At 61.0% G+C, this 16,017-nt stretch carries 21 protein-coding genes; 9 read left to right on the top strand and 12 right to left on the bottom strand.

Annotated features, from left to right (window positions below; translation table 11 throughout):
- Positions 1 to 2: 2 nt before the first annotated feature.
- Both BFQ03_RS12755 and BFQ03_RS12750 read right to left on the bottom strand, forming a co-directional pair.
- Positions 3 to 1,286, bottom strand: coding sequence for an arsenic transporter (locus tag BFQ03_RS12755; RefSeq protein ID WP_032860626.1), 1,284 nt, complete (start codon positions 1,284 to 1,286; stop codon positions 3 to 5).
- 18 nt (positions 1,287 to 1,304) lie between these two features.
- Positions 1,305 to 1,661, bottom strand: a complete 357-nt coding sequence (locus BFQ03_RS12750) for a metalloregulator ArsR/SmtB family transcription factor (protein ID WP_032860624.1) — start codon at positions 1,659 to 1,661, stop codon at positions 1,305 to 1,307.
- A 176-nt stretch (positions 1,662 to 1,837) separates the two neighbouring features.
- Between BFQ03_RS12750 and BFQ03_RS12745 the strand changes: the two genes are divergently transcribed.
- From BFQ03_RS12745 to BFQ03_RS12725, 5 genes are all read left to right on the top strand, one after another.
- A complete protein-coding gene (locus BFQ03_RS12745; RefSeq protein ID WP_003212603.1) occupies positions 1,838 to 2,053 on the top strand; it encodes a hypothetical protein in 216 nt (71 codons plus the stop codon).
- Positions 2,054 to 2,172: 119 nt separating this feature from the next.
- A complete protein-coding gene (locus tag BFQ03_RS12740; protein ID WP_032860622.1) occupies positions 2,173 to 2,868 on the top strand; it encodes an alpha/beta hydrolase in 696 nt (231 codons plus the stop codon).
- A gap of 117 nt (positions 2,869 to 2,985) precedes the next feature.
- Positions 2,986 to 3,681 carry an AzlC family ABC transporter permease gene (locus BFQ03_RS12735; protein WP_032860728.1) on the top strand — a complete coding sequence of 232 codons (696 nt, stop codon included), beginning with the start codon at positions 2,986 to 2,988 and terminating at the stop codon, positions 3,679 to 3,681.
- Complete coding sequence (locus BFQ03_RS12730; protein WP_032860621.1) at positions 3,678 to 3,989, top strand: AzlD domain-containing protein; 312 nt, start codon at positions 3,678 to 3,680, stop codon at positions 3,987 to 3,989. The genes BFQ03_RS12735 and BFQ03_RS12730 overlap by 4 nt, the downstream gene beginning before the upstream one ends.
- A 39-nt stretch (positions 3,990 to 4,028) precedes the next feature.
- A complete protein-coding gene (locus tag BFQ03_RS12725) occupies positions 4,029 to 4,382 on the top strand; it encodes a hypothetical protein (protein ID WP_032860619.1) in 354 nt (117 codons plus the stop codon).
- 137 nt (positions 4,383 to 4,519) lie between these two features.
- Here BFQ03_RS12725 and BFQ03_RS12720 read toward each other — a convergent pair whose 3' ends face one another.
- The 10 genes from BFQ03_RS12720 to BFQ03_RS12680 all read right to left on the bottom strand — a co-directional run bounded on the left by BFQ03_RS12720 (position 4,520) and on the right by BFQ03_RS12680 (position 13,395).
- Positions 4,520 to 5,224: a YoaK family protein gene (locus tag BFQ03_RS12720; protein ID WP_065943275.1), complete on the bottom strand. Its 705-nt coding sequence runs from the start codon at positions 5,222 to 5,224 to the stop codon at positions 4,520 to 4,522.
- Between the two features lie 80 nt (positions 5,225 to 5,304).
- On the bottom strand, positions 5,305 to 6,939 hold the full coding sequence (locus tag BFQ03_RS12715) for an ABC-F family ATP-binding cassette domain-containing protein (RefSeq protein ID WP_065943274.1): 1,635 nt from the start codon (positions 6,937 to 6,939) through the stop codon (positions 5,305 to 5,307).
- A gap of 312 nt (positions 6,940 to 7,251) precedes the next feature.
- Positions 7,252 to 8,337 carry a molybdenum ABC transporter ATP-binding protein gene (modC, locus tag BFQ03_RS12710; RefSeq protein WP_223232751.1) on the bottom strand — a complete coding sequence of 362 codons (1,086 nt, stop codon included), beginning with the start codon at positions 8,335 to 8,337 and terminating at the stop codon, positions 7,252 to 7,254.
- Positions 8,337 to 9,017: a molybdate ABC transporter permease subunit gene (gene modB, locus BFQ03_RS12705; protein WP_032860616.1), complete on the bottom strand. Its 681-nt coding sequence runs from the start codon at positions 9,015 to 9,017 to the stop codon at positions 8,337 to 8,339. The genes modC and modB overlap by 1 nt, the downstream gene beginning before the upstream one ends.
- Complete coding sequence (gene modA / locus BFQ03_RS12700) at positions 9,018 to 9,770, bottom strand: molybdate ABC transporter substrate-binding protein (RefSeq protein ID WP_032860615.1); 753 nt, start codon at positions 9,768 to 9,770, stop codon at positions 9,018 to 9,020.
- A 113-nt stretch (positions 9,771 to 9,883) separates the two neighbouring features.
- Complete coding sequence (locus BFQ03_RS12695) at positions 9,884 to 10,948, bottom strand: NAD(P)H-dependent flavin oxidoreductase (RefSeq protein WP_065943273.1); 1,065 nt, start codon at positions 10,946 to 10,948, stop codon at positions 9,884 to 9,886.
- Positions 10,949 to 11,031: 83 nt separating this feature from the next.
- Positions 11,032 to 12,108, bottom strand: a complete 1,077-nt coding sequence (gene ada / locus BFQ03_RS12690; RefSeq protein ID WP_032860613.1) for a bifunctional DNA-binding transcriptional regulator/O6-methylguanine-DNA methyltransferase Ada — start codon at positions 12,106 to 12,108, stop codon at positions 11,032 to 11,034.
- A gap of 86 nt (positions 12,109 to 12,194) precedes the next feature.
- A complete protein-coding gene (gene alkB, locus BFQ03_RS12685) occupies positions 12,195 to 12,863 on the bottom strand; it encodes a DNA oxidative demethylase AlkB (protein ID WP_032860612.1) in 669 nt (222 codons plus the stop codon).
- Positions 12,864 to 12,895: 32 nt separating this feature from the next.
- Entirely contained in the window at positions 12,896 to 13,063 is a 168-nt protein-coding gene (locus tag BFQ03_RS30240) for a hypothetical protein (protein ID WP_090293131.1), read from the bottom strand.
- A 29-nt stretch (positions 13,064 to 13,092) separates the two neighbouring features.
- A complete protein-coding gene (locus BFQ03_RS12680; protein WP_003173824.1) occupies positions 13,093 to 13,395 on the bottom strand; it encodes a DUF1883 domain-containing protein in 303 nt (100 codons plus the stop codon).
- 212 nt (positions 13,396 to 13,607) lie between these two features.
- Between BFQ03_RS12680 and BFQ03_RS12675 the strand changes: the two genes are divergently transcribed.
- From BFQ03_RS12675 to BFQ03_RS12660, 4 genes are all read left to right on the top strand, one after another.
- Positions 13,608 to 13,958, top strand: coding sequence for a hypothetical protein (locus tag BFQ03_RS12675; protein WP_029294633.1), 351 nt, complete (start codon positions 13,608 to 13,610; stop codon positions 13,956 to 13,958).
- A gap of 183 nt (positions 13,959 to 14,141) precedes the next feature.
- Positions 14,142 to 14,792 carry a c-type cytochrome gene (locus tag BFQ03_RS12670; RefSeq protein WP_065943272.1) on the top strand — a complete coding sequence of 217 codons (651 nt, stop codon included), beginning with the start codon at positions 14,142 to 14,144 and terminating at the stop codon, positions 14,790 to 14,792.
- A complete protein-coding gene (locus BFQ03_RS12665) occupies positions 14,789 to 15,712 on the top strand; it encodes a c-type cytochrome (protein WP_065943271.1) in 924 nt (307 codons plus the stop codon). Before BFQ03_RS12670 ends, BFQ03_RS12665 begins: the two co-directional genes overlap by 4 nt.
- Before the next feature lie 74 nt (positions 15,713 to 15,786).
- Positions 15,787 to 16,017 (top strand): hypothetical protein, encoded by a 231-nt coding sequence (locus BFQ03_RS12660; RefSeq protein WP_032860607.1) that lies wholly within the window; start codon positions 15,787 to 15,789, stop codon positions 16,015 to 16,017.

Raw genomic sequence — 16,017 nt, 5'->3', positions numbered from 1 at the left:
CGTTAAAGGCTCAGGCGCAGGGCCAGCGCGGCCAGGGTGATCAATAGCACCGGCAGGGTCAGGACGATGCCGACCTTGAAGTAATAGCCCCAGGTGATACGAATGCCTTTGCGCGCCAGAATGTGCAGCCAGAGCAGTGTCGCCAGGCTGCCGATAGGGGTGATTTTCGGGCCCAGGTCGCTGCCGATCACATTGGCGTAGATCATCGCGTCCTTGACCACGCCCACGGCATGGCTGGCTTCGATGGACAGTGCACCGATCAGCACGGTCGGCAGGTTGTTCATCACCGAAGACAGCAGCGCCGTCAGCAACCCGGTGCCCAGCGCCGCGCCCCACACGCCGTAATCGGCGAAGGTGTTGAGCCAGGTGGCCAGGTAAGTGGTCAGGCCGGCGTTGCGCAGGCCATACACCACCAGGTACATCCCCAAGGAGAAAACCACGATCTGCCAGGGGGCTTCCTTGAGCACCTTGCGCGTGGAAATCCTGTGGCCTTTGGCGGCGATGACCAGCAGTAGCAGGGCGCAAGCGGCCGAGATGGCACTGATGGGAATGCCCAGCGGCTCCAGGGCAAAGCAGCCGATCAGCAAGATGCCCAGCACCCACCACGCGGCGTGGAAGGTCGCTGGATCATGGATGGCGCTGGCCGGTTCGGGCAGGTCGGCAGGGTCATAGCTTTGTGGGATATCACGTCGGAAGAACCACAGCAGCACCGCCAGGGTCGCGGCGACGCTGACCAGGTTGACCGGCACCATGATCGCCGCGTACTCGTTGAAGCCGATCTTGAAGTAGTCCGCCGAGACGATGTTCACCAGGTTGGACACCACCAGCGGCAGGCTGGCGGTGTCAGCGATAAAGCCTGCGCCCATCACGAACGCCAGGGTCGTCGCTGGGGAGAAGCGCAACGCCAGGAGCATCGACATGACAATCGGCGTCAGGATCAGGGCCGCCCCGTCATTGGCGAACAGTGCCGAGACCAGCGCTCCCAGCAGCACCATATAGGCAAACAGGCGACGGCCATGGCCACGCCCCCAGCGCGCAACGTGCAACGCGGTCCAGGCGAAAAAACCAGCCTCGTCGAGGATCAGGCTGATGATGATCAATGCGACAAAGGTGCCGGTGGCATTCCAGATGATCTGCCACACCACCGGGATGTCTGCCAGGCTGATAACCCCGCAGGCCAGGGCGAGGATCGCACCGATGGAGGCGCTCCAGCCCACGCCCAGGCCTTTGGGTTGCCAGATGACCAGCACAATGGTGACTAGAAAAATCGCGGCTGCGATCAGCATGAGGCTCTTCTCCAGGGGTCAGCAGCAGGTGCTGGCTCGTTGTGGTCGGTCGCCCATTGCATCGAGGCGCTGCGCGTCGTTTTGCAGCCAGGGCTGATTGGCGTGCAAGGTGGTCTCCAGCACCGTACTCACCCAGTGCGGCAATTGCGGGTTGAGGCGGTAGTAGATCCACTGGCCCTGGCGACGGTCTACCAGCAGCCCGCAACTGCGCAGTTGTGCCAGATGCCGTGAAATTTTCGGCTGGCTGTCATCCAGGGCATGGATCAGTTCGCAGACGCACAGTTCGCCTTCGCGCAGGATCAACAAGGCCAGCCTGGTGCGGGTCGCATCGGCCAGGCATTTGAATACATCGGGAGGAGAGAAAAGATCAGTCATGATTGTCGTAGCTCTATATATGCTTATTCGAATATACGGATATTCATATGTATTGGGCAAGCCCAGATCCTGTTGATCTGGATCAACGCCTTGGGCATTGCTGCCAAGTGGTTGAAATTAAACTGAAACACAACTGTCCTAAAGTGCCCGCCATTGGTGATAAAGGAAGTAACGGTGTGACCCGTGCCACTCGCAATCTGCGCAAGACCCTCGATTCTGTCGCGGACAACAACGAAACCGCGGCCTTCGACTTGATGCGTGCCGTCGAAAAACTCAGTGATGAAGTGCTGCGCCAGCGCCTGCTCAACACCATCCACCGCCTTAACCAGGATGCCCACGAACTGCGTGAAGCCCGGGATGCGGTAGAGCGAGTGTCGGTCAAACTCGCCTGATATAGCGGCGCGTGACCGTCCAGCGACTGGGGGGTGACGATTGCGTCGGCTGCGTCGACACTGGGCAGGGTCACGGTTGTCCGTGAGACCTTCATGCTCAAACCACAGGAAGTCATCGAATGAGTGAAAAACCGGCAATTGTCCTGGTACACGGCTTTTGGGGCGGCGCAGCGCATTGGAGTCGAGTGATCGTCGAGCTGCAGAAAAAGGGCTATCGCGACGTGCACGCGGTGGAAATCCCCCTGACCTCACTGGCCGACGACGCCGAACGCACGCGCAAGATGGTGGCCCAGATCAAGGGGCCGGTGTTGTTGGTCGGGCATTCCTATGGCGGGGCGGTCATTTCCCAGGCGGGCAACGAACCCAACGTCCAGGGCCTGGTGTTCATTGCCGCCTTTGCTCCGGATGCGGGGGAAAGCCCGGGCGCAATCACCCAGGCGCATTTGCCCAAGGCTGCCGCCAACCTGGTCCCGGACAGCGATGGCTACCTGTGGGTCAAGCCCGAGCTGTTCCATGAAAGTTTCTGCCAGGACTTATCGCAATCAGAGGGCGATGTGCTGGGCATCACGCAGAAGGCACCGCTGGCCAGTACCTTCGGCGATGAAGTCAGCAACCCGGCGTGGAAGAACAAACCGTCGTGGTATCAGGTGTCCACCCAGGACCACATGATTCACCCCGATAACCAGGTGCGCATGGCCGCGCGCATCAAGCCCCGGGAGACTCTCACCCTGGACGCCAGTCACGCCTCGCTGGCCTCCAGGCCAGGTGAAGTGGCGGCATTTATTGACAAGGCGGCGACGGCCCTGCAGCAGTAAATCCGGCGGGCAACATTCCTTCCCTGTGCAGGAGTGTTGCCCACTGCAAGATCGTTCAAGACAATCCTGGTGGGCGCTGCCATGCTTGTCGACTGTCTGTCGATGAGCCTGTTGTCCATGCCTACTGCCTTGCCGCATTACGCTTTCGCCCGTGGTGCGATTGCGATTATTCCTCTGTCGTTGGCCTGTGCCCCGTGGGGCCTGCTGGCCGGTTCCCTGGCGATTGACGCCCAGTTCACCCCGTTGGAAAGCCAGGGCCTGTCGGCCATTGTGTTTGCCGGTGCCGCGCAGTTGGTGGCGATTGGCATGGTCAAGAGTGGTGCCAGCCTGATCGCCATTTTGCTCACCACCTTGCTGCTGACCTCCCAGCACTTGCTGTATGGCATGCATATGCGCGCAACGCTGTCGCCCTTGCCGGCGCGGTGGCGCATGAGCCTGGGCTTTTTGCTGACCGACGAGTTCTTCGCCCTGGTCAGCCAGTACGACCGCCAGACCTTCAACCGCTGGTATGCCCTGGGGGTGGGCCTGACGTTCTACGTGGCCTGGAACCTGTTTACCCTGGCCGGTATCGTCCTCGGCAAGAGCATCCCCAATTTGGATCAACTGGGCCTGGAGTTCTCCATCGCCGCGACCTTTATCGCCTTGATCACCCCGGTAGTGCGCGATGTGCCGACGGTGGTGTGCGTGGCGGTGGCCTTGCTGTTCTCAGTGCTGCTCAGCTACTGGCACTGGGAGTCGGCGGTGGTGGTGTCGGGGTTGCTGGGGATGAGCGCAGGGTATGCCTGCAAACGCTTGGGAGTGGGGCAGCGATGATTTTTGTGATGATTATCGGCATGGGCCTGGCGGTGTTTTTCAATCGTTACCTGTTTTTGGAACCGCGTTTGCCAGTGCGCCTGAATCGCGGCGCGCGGGAGTTTCTCGGGTTCGCGGTGCCGGGTATGTTGACGGCGATTTGTGGGCCGATCATCTTCCTGGCCGAGCACAAGCTCAACCTGAACCCCACCAACCCCTATCTGCTGGCCGGTATCTGTGCGGTGGCCCTGATGTTCTGGACCCGCAGCGTATTGATCACGGTGTTGTTGAGCATGGCGCTGTTCTATCTGTTTCGCTGGTTGTTGTAGGCAGTGGTACAGTCGCGTTTTTTTCAAGGAAGCGATGGCATGCGGAAGGTGGTGATAGGTGCGTTGGTCCTGGCGGCGCTGGCCGGTTGCGCAGGTTCGAAGATGAAAGACGCACGCTCTGGCGCGCCCTATAAAACCCTGGCTTCCGACAAGGCCGCGCTGGTTGTCGCCCAGTGCATTCAGTTCGGCTGGCAGGACGAGGCGGTGTTCGGCGTCGATGCCGGCGGCTTCATGGAGCCAGCGCAAGGCGGTGGCCATACGGTCTACACCACGGGCGGTAACTACTTTGTCGATGTACAGAGTGCTGGTACCAGCACCACGGTCCGTTACTACGCCGCCGAGGACAATTGGGCCACCAAGCGTCGCCTGGCAGCCTTGGCGACCTGCCTGTAAGTTGTTTCCTTAGATTTCTTCAGAAATACCCGGCGGACACACCGCCGGCTTTGCCTTAAAATGCCTGCGCTTGCCCGACATGATGGCTCTTTACCAGTACATGGACGTCGAGGCCCTAATGTCGGGCAAGCACCTTTTCAGCGTGGCATATACCCCAAGTGCCAGCGCCTGGGAATCTTCAGCGACGCCAGGCCCAGCAGCGCCGACAGCAGGCCGCTGACCAGCAGTGCCTTGATCCCCATCTGATGCTCCAGCAAGGCGCCGATCACCGCGCCGACAAACATCCCGGCCCAGGGAATCAACTGTACACGCCAGCCATTGCGCCGCTCCCCCAGCATCCAGCGCCCCAGCCCGCGACCGAAACGCGACAACGCGCCGGTCACATAAGTCAGCCCCACGGGCAGGCCATTGACCTGTTCCACCGCCGCATTGAGCATGCCCATGGCAATGATTGCGGCGAGCACGGCCGGCAACTGCTCGGTCATCGGCCACGCCGCTGCCCCGCACAACAGCGTGGCAATACACAGCAACAGCGGCAACGCGTGGCGCTTGCTGAGACGGCTGATGATCACGCCCAGTGCGTTCCCCAGAATAAACGTCGCCACCAGCAGCGTCAGGCGACCGGTCAGCCCCAGGTCGCCTTCACTGATTGCCACTGCCAGCCGGGTGGTGTTGCCGCTCATGAACGAGACAAAGTCGCCACTGGCCATAAAGCCGATGGCGTCGGTCATGCCGGCCAGCACCGAAAGGCTGGCCACCAGCGCCAGCCCGATGCGGCCGCGCCATTTGTGCTGGTGTTGCAGGGCGGTATTGACCATGGGTTTAGGGGAGGAGGGCAGCACGGCGAGAGGTTCCTCAATGAGATTATCCGGCCACTACCGTAGGACGCTTTCCTGCGGACTGCAATGACCTGGCACATCCTTCAATTCACCTCCAGCTGCCATCCAGAGGCTGCCCAGGTCAGGACGTGAGTTGGCTTGAGCGCCTTGAGAAACGCCGCATCATGGGAGACCGCAATCAGCGCGCCGGCAAATCCTTGCAAAGCCTGTTCGAAAGCCAGGACCGACTCCAGGTCCAGGTGGTTGGTGGGTTCGTCCAACAGTAACAGTTGTGCTGGGATCTTGCGCCATAAGGCAACCGCCATGGCGGCCTTCAAGCGTTCACCGCCGCTGAGTTGGCCGATGGGTTGAGTCACACGCAAGGCGTCCAGGTGCAACAGGGCCAGGCGGGTGCGCAGTTCGGCTTCGGCCAGTGGTGTGTCCATCAGTCTCAGTTGTTCGACGATTGATTGGCGGTCGTCGAGTAGGCTCAACTGCTGGTCGAGATAGGCACAGGGCACGTGAACCGTGCATTCGCCGCTGATGGGTTGCCATTGGCCGGCCAACAGCTTGAGCAAGGTGGATTTACCGCAGCCGTTCGGCCCGTTGACGGCGACCCGAACCGGCCCGCACAGGCTAGCGTTGATCAAGGTACTCGGCGCGTGGGGATCGAGCCAGGGCAACTGGGTGTCGACCAGGGTTGCGACCTGGCGGCCCGCCGGCAGTGGCATGCCGGGCAAGGCCAGGAAAGTCGGCGTTTCGTCGATCACTCGTTCATGGGCCGAGCGCACACGCTCGTTCAAGGCCTGTTTGTGCTGCACATGGGCGCTGCGCACGTGGCTGACGATTTCGTTGGCGGCGCCTTTCCACCTGGATTTGGTGAAGGCATCGACATTGGCGGTCTCGGCATGTTTACGGGAGCTGGCAGCGTGGCGCTGGAAGCTGTCGAGGTCCTTTTTCAGGCGCTGGTGCTCGCGACGTCGATCCAGCCGGGCGTGCTCCAGGGCCGCCTGGGCGGCGTGCTGTTCGGCATCACGCTGCGCACGATAGTCGTCGTAGTTGCCGCCATACAGCCGGGCACCGAGGGGTGACAATTCGATGATCCGCCCCAGGGTGTTGAGCAGGTGTCGGTCATGGCTGACCACGACCAAGGCGCCACGCCAGGCGCCGAGGGTCGCCAGCAGCCAGTCGCGGCCGGCGCTGTCGAGGTGGTTGGTGGGTTCGTCGAAAATCAGCAACTGCGGCGCACACAGCAGGGCGCCAATCAGGGCGACCCTGGCCAATTGGCCGCCACTGAGCTGTTCTGCGGGGTGGTTGGGGTCTATCTCGGGCAAACCGGCGCTGTCCAGCGCCTGGCGTAGGCGTTCGGCCAGGTCCCAGCGATCATCGATCAGTTCCAGGTCTTCAGGCAGCGCTTGCCCTTTGGTCAGGCGCTCAAGAGCCGCCAGGATTGGCGCGCAACCGCTGACCTGGGCCACGGTCTGCCCAGGCAACAACGCTATGGTTTGTGGGATATAGGCGATACGGGCCGAGGATTTGATAACGCCGCTGGAAGGAAGAAGCACGCCGGCCAGCAGGCGCGCCAACACACTCTTGCCCATGCCATTACGGCCGACAATTCCGGTCGGGGTGTGATCAATAGACAGGTTGAGGTCTTCCAGCAGCGTCTCGCCATTGGCGAACTGGAAACCCACGTGATGCAAGGAAACAAGTACAGGCAGCCGGTTGACGTCAGTCATCAGCACCTCCAGAACAATGTGGCACAAGCCAACAAGCGCGCCAGGCGGCTCGTTGCGTTTACATGTTGGAAGGCTTAGTGGTTCACGTCGGCGGTCGTCCTGATATAGGAAAGGACCGGTAGCCTAGCGCAGTTGCGTCATATTTCCTACGCCTGTGGCAAGGCCAATACCACCTGTAGGAGCGAGCTTGCTCGCGAAGGGCGTGAACGATAACGCGTGTATGCAGGGTAAACGCGGCGCTCTCAAGTTTTTCGCGAGCAAGCTCGCTCCTACAGTTGTTCAAGAAACATCGCCAGCCCCACCTCTTCCCGTTCAAGCCAATACCGCGACCGCCTTGATCTGTGCCCACAGCACCTGGCCGGGATGCACCTGCAATTGGTCCCGCGAGTAACGGGTGATCCGCGCCAGCAACGGCGTCCCCGCTGCGTCGAGCCGCACCAGTACATGCGCACTGTTATCGGCAGGGATTTCCTGGGTCACGGTCACGGGCAGGCAGTTGAGGATACTGCTGTGCTCCCCGGGTTGCAGGCTGAGGCTCACATCCCGTGCCCGGACCTTGAACCGCAGGTGTTTGCCCAAATCGAGCGGGGCATGGGCTACGCGCATTTGCAGCGGGCTGTCGGGCAGTTGCAGGGTCAGCAATTGATAGTGGGCGTCATGGCCACTGACCGTGCCATTGATCACCACGCCAGCATCGTCGCCCAGGGCCAGCGGCAGGTCGAGCCGCGCCAGGGTTTCGCCAATCGGGCCACTGGCCAGGGCCTTGCCCTCACTGAGCAGGACAAGGTGGTCGGCCAGGCGTGCCACTTCATCCTGGGCATGGCTGACATACAGCACCGGGATTTCCAGTTGCTCGTGCAGGCGTTCCAGGTACGGCAGGATTTCGCCTTTGCGTTGGCTGTCGAGTGCGGCCAGGGGCTCGTCCATCAGCAATAGCTGCGGGCTGGTGAGCAGGGCGCGGGCGATGCCGACGCGTTGGCGCTCGCCGCCGGACAAATGCTGTGGATGGCGATCCAGCAAGTGGCCGATGCCCAGCAATTGCGTGGCCTGGGCCAGGTCTACGCGGCGCTGGGCCTTGGGGATGCGCTTGAGGCCGAACTCCAGGTTGGCCAGCACCGACAGGTGGGGAAACAGGCTGGCCTCTTGAAACACATAGCCGAGGGCGCGTTTGTGCGGTGGCACAAACACGCCGTTGTGGCTGTCTTGCCAGACTTGATCGTTGATTTGCACAAAGCCGTCGCTGGCTCGCTCCAGCCCGGCAATGCAGCGCAGGCAGGTGGTCTTGCCCGAGCCGGAATGCCCGTAGAGCGCGGTCACGCCACGCCCCGGCAATTGTAGGTCGACGTCCAGGGCAAACCCGGAATAATTCAGTTGCAGGCGTACCTCAATCATCGACATCAGCTCCAGCCTGCCTTGGTTTTACGGCTGGAGTAGAGCGCCAGCAACACCAGGAAAGAAAACACCACCATGGCTGCGGCGAGCCAGTGGGCTTGTGCATATTCCATGGCTTCGACGTGATCGTAGATCTGCACCGAGACCACGCGGGTCTTGTCGGGGATATTGCCGCCGATCATCAGCACTACGCCGAACTCGCCCACGGTATGGGCAAAACCGAGGATCGACGCGGTGATAAACCCGGGACGGGCCAGGGGCAGGATCACCGTGAAAAACGTGTCCCAGGGATTGGCCCGTAACGTGGCAGCGACTTCCAGGGGGCGGCTGCCGATGGCCGAGAACGCGTTCTGCAACGGTTGCACCACAAACGGCATGGAATAGATCACCGAGCCAATCACCAGGCCGGCGAAGCTGAAGGTCAAGGTGCCCAGGCCCAGCCATTGGGTGAACTGCCCGAGGTAGCCATGGGGGCCCATGGTCAGCAGCAGGTAGAAGCCAATCACAGTGGGAGGCAGCACCAGCGGCAGGGCGACGATCGCGCCGATGGGGCCGCGCCACCATGAGCGGGTGTGCGACAGCCACAGGGCAATCGGAGTGCCGATGACCAGCAGGATCACAGTGGTCAGCGACGCTAGTTTCAGGGTCAGCCAAATGGCAGAGAAGTCGGCACTCGATAGCGGCATTTACAATTGATAACCGTAGGATTTGATAACCGCGGCAGCTTTTGGCCCCTTGAGGTAGTCAACCAGTGCCTTGGCGGCCGGGTTGTCCTTGCCTTTGTTGAGAATCACCGCGTCCTGTTTGATCGGGTCATGCATCTGGCCGGGAACGATCCACGCCGAGCCGCTGCTGACTTTGCCGTCTTTATAGATCTGCGACAAGGCGACAAAACCCAACTCGGCATTGCCGGTGGACACAAATTGATAGGCCTGGGTGATGTTCTGGCCTTCGACGAGTTTGCTCTTGACCTGTTCGGTCAGGCCCAGCTTGGCCAGCACCTGGGTGGCGGCGAGTCCGTAGGGTGCAGCCTTAGGGTTGGCGATCGACAGGTGCTGGTAGTCATTTTCCTTCAGGACAGCGCCCTTGGCATCCACATAGCCTTCCTTGGCCGACCACAGTGCCAGGGTGCCCACGGCGTAAGTGAAGCGCGAGCCCTTGACGGTGTCGCCTTCGCTTTCGAGCTTTTGCGGGGTGGTGTCGTCGGCGCTGAGGAACACTTCAAACGGCGCGCCGTTCTTGATCTGGGCATAGAACTGCCCGGTGGCCCCGTAGGCGGCGACTAGTTTGTGCCCGGTGTCTTTTTCAAAGTCGGCGGCGATGGCCTGGATCGGTGCGGTGAAGTTGGCGGCAACCGCCACTTGCACTTCGTCGGCATGGGCCGAGCCGAGGGTGAACAGGGCGATCAGGGTGGCCAGGCGTGAGGCACGAATCATCATGAAGCAGCTCCTTGGGGGGGGGCCGACGTGGCGGCTTGTTATCGTTAATCGCTATGTACGGGAATATATAGCGGTTCGCCATCGTCGGTACAGTGCAAAGTTGTCTCAGGGGCTTAACCCTTGTTGAGTTGCATCAGGGCTTGCCGGGCCAGGTCCAGGGTCAGTTCGCGGGTTGTCAGGTCTTGCCCCAGGCGCAGTGCCTGGCCGGCCCACAGGCTGCTGAAACCGGCCTCGTCCAGGGCGCGCAATGGCATCAAAGCACCGCCAGCCAGTGGGAACGCTGGGGCGGTGGGATGGATCGGTCCCAGTTCGCGCATTACCCGATTGACAATGCCTCGCGCCGGGCGCCCGGTAAACAGATTGGTCAGTGCCGTATCGCTGGCCTGGGCGCTGTGCAGCGCCTGGCGGTGTGCGGGCGTGATGGTGGCTTCGGGTGTGAACAGATACGCCGTGCCGATCTGCACGGCCGAGGCCCCGAGGGCGAATGCAGCGACGATCCCCCGCGCATCGCCAATCCCACCGGCGGCGATCACCGGCACGCTGACGGCATCGACGATTTGCGGCACCAGGGCCATTGTTCCGATCTGGCTGGTAAGGCGGTCGCTGAGAAACATCCCGCGATGCCCCCCGGCCTCGTAACCCATGGCGATAATCGCGTCACAGCCATGCTGTTCCAGCCAGATGGCCTCTTCGACGGTGGTGGCGGACGACACTACTTTCGCCCCGGTGGCCTTGACCCGGTCCAGCAGGGCTTTTTCCGGCAGGCCGAAGTGAAAACTGACCACTTCGGGACGGAACTCTTCCACCACCTCGCAGCTGGCATTGTCGAACGGTGCGCGGTTGGAGACCGGGGTGGGCGCTTCAAAGTCGGCACCCAACTCACGGTAGTAAGGCTCCAGCAGGTCCTTCCACTGGCAGTCGCGCTCGGGGTTGGGGGGCGGTGGCTGATGGCAGAAGAAGTTGACGTTCAACGGGCGGTCGCTGGCCTGGCGAATGGTGATCAGGGCCTGGCGCAGTTGCTCGATATTCAACGTGGCCGCTGGCATCGAGCCCAAGGCGCCGGCCTCACTGGCGGCGATCACCATCTGTGGGCTGGTGCTGCCGGCCATGGGGGCCTGGATGATCGGCAGTTCAATGCCCAGCAGGTCAAGAATCCGGGTGTCTGGCCAGGTGCTCATGGATCGTTTCTCCAGGGGTGGAACGCTCAGGAAGGACTGCCCGGCATTTTTAACAGGGGCGGCCAGGGCAAGGCCAGTTTGTATTATTCACTGGACGCAGGTGGCTGTTCATGCGGGGTGCGGCGTTCGCGCTGGAGCAACTGCTGCTTGCGTTCCACCCCCCAACGGTAGCCCGAAAGATGGCCATCGCTGCGCACCACGCGGTGACAGGGAATCGCCACGGCCAGGCTATTGGCGCCGCAGGCCTGGGCCACGGCGCGAAAGGCGCTGGGTGCGCCGATACGCTTGGCGATGTCGGCATAGCTGGCGGTGCTGCCTACCGGAATTTCCCGCAGTGCTTGCCAGACCCGCTCCTGGAAAGCAGTGCCGCGCAGATCCAGGGGCAGGTGCAGGCCCAGGGCTGGTGCTTCGATAAACCCCACCACCTGGGCGATCAGTTGTTCAAATCCAGGGTCGGCACCGATCACATTGGCCTGCGGGAATTGGTCTTGCAGGTCGCGCGCCAGTTGGTCCGGGTCGTCGCCCAGGAGGATCGCGCAGACTCCGCGATTGCTCTGCGCCACCAGTATCGCGCCCAGGGAACACTCGCCGACGGCAAAGTGGATATCGTTATGGGTGCCACCGGCCTTGTAGTCGCTGGGTTTCATGCCGAGTAACTGGTCGGCTGATTCATAGAAGCGGCTGTTTGAGTTGAAGCCTGCGTCGTACAGCGCATTGGTCACCGACTGATTGTCTTGAAGGTGGGCCCGCACCTTGCGTGAACGATGGGCGTGGGCGTAGCCCCTTGGTGTCAGCCCGGTCAGGGTCTTGAACACCCGGTGAAAGTGGAACGGGCTCAAGCCGGCGCCGTTGGCCAGGTCTTCCAGGGAGGGCAGGGTCTGGGCCTGCTCGATGTGGCGGCAGGCGGCAGCGACCAAGTGTGCATGGCGTTGTGCAACCTGGGTTTGATCGGCCGAGGTACGTTTGTTGGGGCGGTACCCGGCCGCTTCGGCTTGCTGTGGCGTGTCGAAGAATTCGACGTTTTTGCGCAGCGGCTGGCGTGCGCTGCTGCTGGGCCGGCAGTACACACCGGTAGTCTTGACCCCATAGACGAAGGCCTGGTCGGCCGCGGGGTCGCGGGCGACAATGGCCGCCCAGCGCAGATCATCTTCAGTGCTCATGGCAGTAGCTCGGCAAGGGATCAATGGCCAGGATAATCGCTACGGTGGGGCCGGACACTCCGTTGCTTGCGGTTGAATTCACCGGGTCAGCCAGCCGCGCGAAACGTCAGGTTGATCCGTTGTGGCCCCATGCGCGGGTGCACGCCTTCCTTGATTGGCAGCACACCATGAAAGCGCAGGCGATCGACGCCGCCCCATACCGCCACGTCGCCATGGAACAGTGAGATCTTGCGCGGCTTGTCACTGCGCTGATGGCCGCCGAACAGAAACACCGCTGGCAACCCCAGCGACACCGAGACCACGGGCGCACTGAAGTCACGCTCGTTCTTGTCCTGGTGCAGCGACATCCTGGCGCCTGGTACATAGCGGTTGATCAGGCAGGCGTCAGGCGCAAAGCCATCAAACCCTGCGGCGGCGGCAGCCGTTATCGCCAACTCACGCAGCCCATCCGGCAACTTGGGCCAGGGCAGTTGGCGCTCGGGGTCGATGGGGCTGTAGCGATAGCCCTGGCGGCTGGTGGTCCAACCCAGCTCGCCGCAACTGCTCAGGGCTGCCGACATGGTAAACCCGCCGGGGGTGACCATGTGCCGGAACGGTGACTGGGTCAGGACTGCGCGCAACTCCGGCAACAAACGCTCAAGCCAGGGCAGGGCATAGCCTCTGAAAACGTAGGATTGTTCGCCGATTTGTTCACGACCGGCCGGTTGTTGCAGGGCATCGTCGTTGAACAGATCGGCGGTGGAATGAGTGTCCATCTTGCAGAATCACTCCGTCGCCGGTAATGGTTTTACAGGGCCTTGCTCACGGTGATTTCAGTGATTTCATCACTGGCATCGTGAATTTTCGCCAGGGCCTCTTGGGCCTCTTCGACGCTGGCCGCGTGCAACTGGGCAAATTCGAAACGGCGTTCACCGTTGAGTTTGTACTTGATGACGTATTTGGTGGTTTGGGTCACGGTCATTCCTGTGGCTTGGGGCCGCGCAATCAGCTCAGTTTGGTGCTGGTGCGGCGGACAATGCGGATTTTATGGGACAAGGCCGGCTTGCGGGTGACGCTGATGGCACGGCGCGTCACGACATCCAGGGTGATGTTCCAGAACCCGGTGCTGGGCGCGGTGATCTTGGCCGGGAACTTGTCGAATGCGCCACCGTGATAAGTGTGGCGACCACCATTTTTGAAGCTGCGAAAATTCGCATCGCTCATCAGGCGGATATTGCAGGTCTGCGAGCATTCAATGACGACAATGTCCCCTTCGTTCAAGTGTTCGCGCTGGTGGATGAATTTCATGGGGGTGTCTCCAGAAGGGCTTTTTCTGAAAAATCAGAACGATACGTAGGTTAAGATGGAGTTTATCAGCCCCAGCACGTTTATTATCGGGTCGTCGTCGACGTCTTCGACAATTTAAAACAGTTATTTACCGATATATCAGGGATAAATCCTACGTGGGCGGGAGAAAAATACCATCTCCGCTGTCGTAGGGTCTTTATCGGAGGTTTTGTATGAAGTGGAGTGTATTGGTTCTGGCCCTGGCAATAGGTGGATGTGCTTCGGTTTCAGACATCAAGCAGACACCGCCAACCCTGGCGGTTATCTCCGGGAAAAAACCACAGGAATACGCGGCATGCGTGGTGCAGAAGCTGTCTTCGACCCGTCGTCCGTCGCAGATCGAGCCTCACAAGGAAGGTGTGCGCGTGATTGTGCCGCAGAAGTTTTCTGCTGACCCATCCGCCATTTTTGAAATTGAAGACCGCTCCAGCGGTAGCAGCATCAAGCTCTACGAGAGCATGTCCAATGTGCCGATTCGCCCGGGTGACGTGAAGAAAGCTGCGGAAGACTGCATTTCCGGCTGAGCCCACGACGCCGCTCATACGCGATCAGCTCCGATCAATAAGCCTGGCACTGCGGTTGTAGTGCCGGGCTTTTTATTGTCTGAGATTTCTTACGCGACGGTTGTGACTGTCCGCTCATTACCCTACCATTTGTAGGCTTATGCATTGTAGGTCTAAGCATATAACTATAAAAATGGAGTCGTGATGATGTCTGTGGAGAGAGTGTTGATGGGTGGCGCCCTGCTGCTCATGCTGGGCAGCGCGCAGGCGCTGGAGGGCAAAAAGGTTTTCAATGAAGGTGGCGCGCAGCCTGGCGCGGCCGCTTGCATGGCCTGTCATGGTGCTGATGGCCTGGGGTTGGCCGCTGCGGGTTTCCCCAGGCTGGCGGGGTTGCCGGCGGCGTATTTGAGCAAGCAACTGCATGACTTCAAGAGTGGAGCGCGCAGCAACCCGGTGATGACGTCGCTGGCCAAGGCGCTTACCGAGGAAGAAATCGCGGCGGTGAGCCAGACATTGGCGGCGATGCCGGCGCCGGTCGCGCCTGCCGGCCATCGCAGTGCCGCTCCGACCAATCCCGCCGAAAAACTGGCGCTACAAGGCGCCTGGGAGCGGCAGATTCCTGCGTGTGTGAGCTGTCATGGCCCGTCGGGTATCGGTGTTGGCGAGGCGTTTCCGCCGCTTTCCGGGCAATCTGCCGCCTATCTGGTCGCCCAGCTCAATGCCTGGCGCAGTGGCACCCGGCACAATGATCCCAATGACCTGATGGGGCATGTGGCCAAATCCCTCACGGAGGATGAAGTGCAGGGGATTGCCAACTACTTCGCCTCCTTGCCTGGCCAGGAGGTCAAGCCATGAAGAACCTGTCATTTGTACCCGTGTTGGCTGCGTTGATCAGTGTGCAGGTGTCGGCGGCACCGATCGCCATGGAGGATCAGTCGCAATTGCAGGTGCCAGCTGCGGCTCCAGTGGCCACGGCGTTTCAGCCACCCCAGGAAAGCGAGTTGCCCGACAACGCCTACGGAAAGCTGGTGATGCAGGGCTATGCGTTGTTTGTCGATACCAAGCGCCTGGCCCCGCAGTTTGTCGGCAACGGCCTCAACTGCAGCAACTGCCACCTGGATCAGGGGCGCCTGGCCAATTCGGCGCCGCTCTGGGGCGCGTACCCGATGTACCCGGCCTATCGCAAGAAGAATGACAAGGTCAACACCTTCGCCGAGCGCCTGCAGGGCTGTTTCCAGTTCAGCATGAACGGCGGCAAGCCACCGGCCGCGGACAGCCATGAGATTACCGCGCTGTCGACCTATGCCTATTGGTTGGCGAGCAAGGCGCCACTGGGTGTGGAGTTGCCAGGGCGCGGTTACCCCGAGGTGCCGCAACCGGCCAAGGGCTACAACCTGACGCAGGGTGCCGAGGTGTACAAGGCTCAGTGTGCGGTGTGCCATGGCGCCGAAGGGCAGGGGCAGAAGGTGGGCGACAGCTATGTGATGCCACCGTTGTGGGGTAAGGATTCCTACAACTGGGGGGCAGGCATGCATCGGATCAACACGGCGGCCTCCTTTATCAAGCACAACATGCCGCTGGGTAAAGGCGGCAGCTTGACCGACCAGCAGGCCTGGGACGTGGCAGCCTACGTCAACCGCCACGAGCGCCCGCAGGACCCACGCCTGGTGGACGGTTCGGTGGAGAAAACGCGCATCAAGTTCCACGCCAATGACGGCGTGAATCTGTATGGGCAAACGGTCGATGGTGTGCTGATTGGTCAAGGCATCCGTTAAACTATTGGCAGACCACAAAAAATGCCGCTCAAACCCCGGGGTTTGAGCGGCATTGTCATTCTGGAAAACCAATTATGAAACGTGAACGCGTTAGAGAGCGGCATGCAGAGGGTCACATCTCTGCGACCCATGTGATTCAAAATCCGGCCAACTCGGGGGAATGGATTGTGTTTTTCAAGAAAAGCGGCGGGCGCAGCTTTTTCCTGGTGGATGACCAGGATGAGGTCGAATCCTTTGAGCGCCTGGATGACCTGATCGACACCATTCGTGGGCTTGGGATCAAGTTCGCCGAGATTCACATGTAA

Origin of the sequence: Pseudomonas sp. 25 R 14 (genome assembly GCF_900004755.1) — a bacterium.
In the GTDB taxonomy this organism is placed as follows: domain Bacteria; phylum Pseudomonadota; class Gammaproteobacteria; order Pseudomonadales; family Pseudomonadaceae; genus Aquipseudomonas; species Aquipseudomonas brenneri.
Note: the sequence above shows the minus strand (reverse complement) of the source record. Positions and strands in the feature narration are given on the sequence as shown.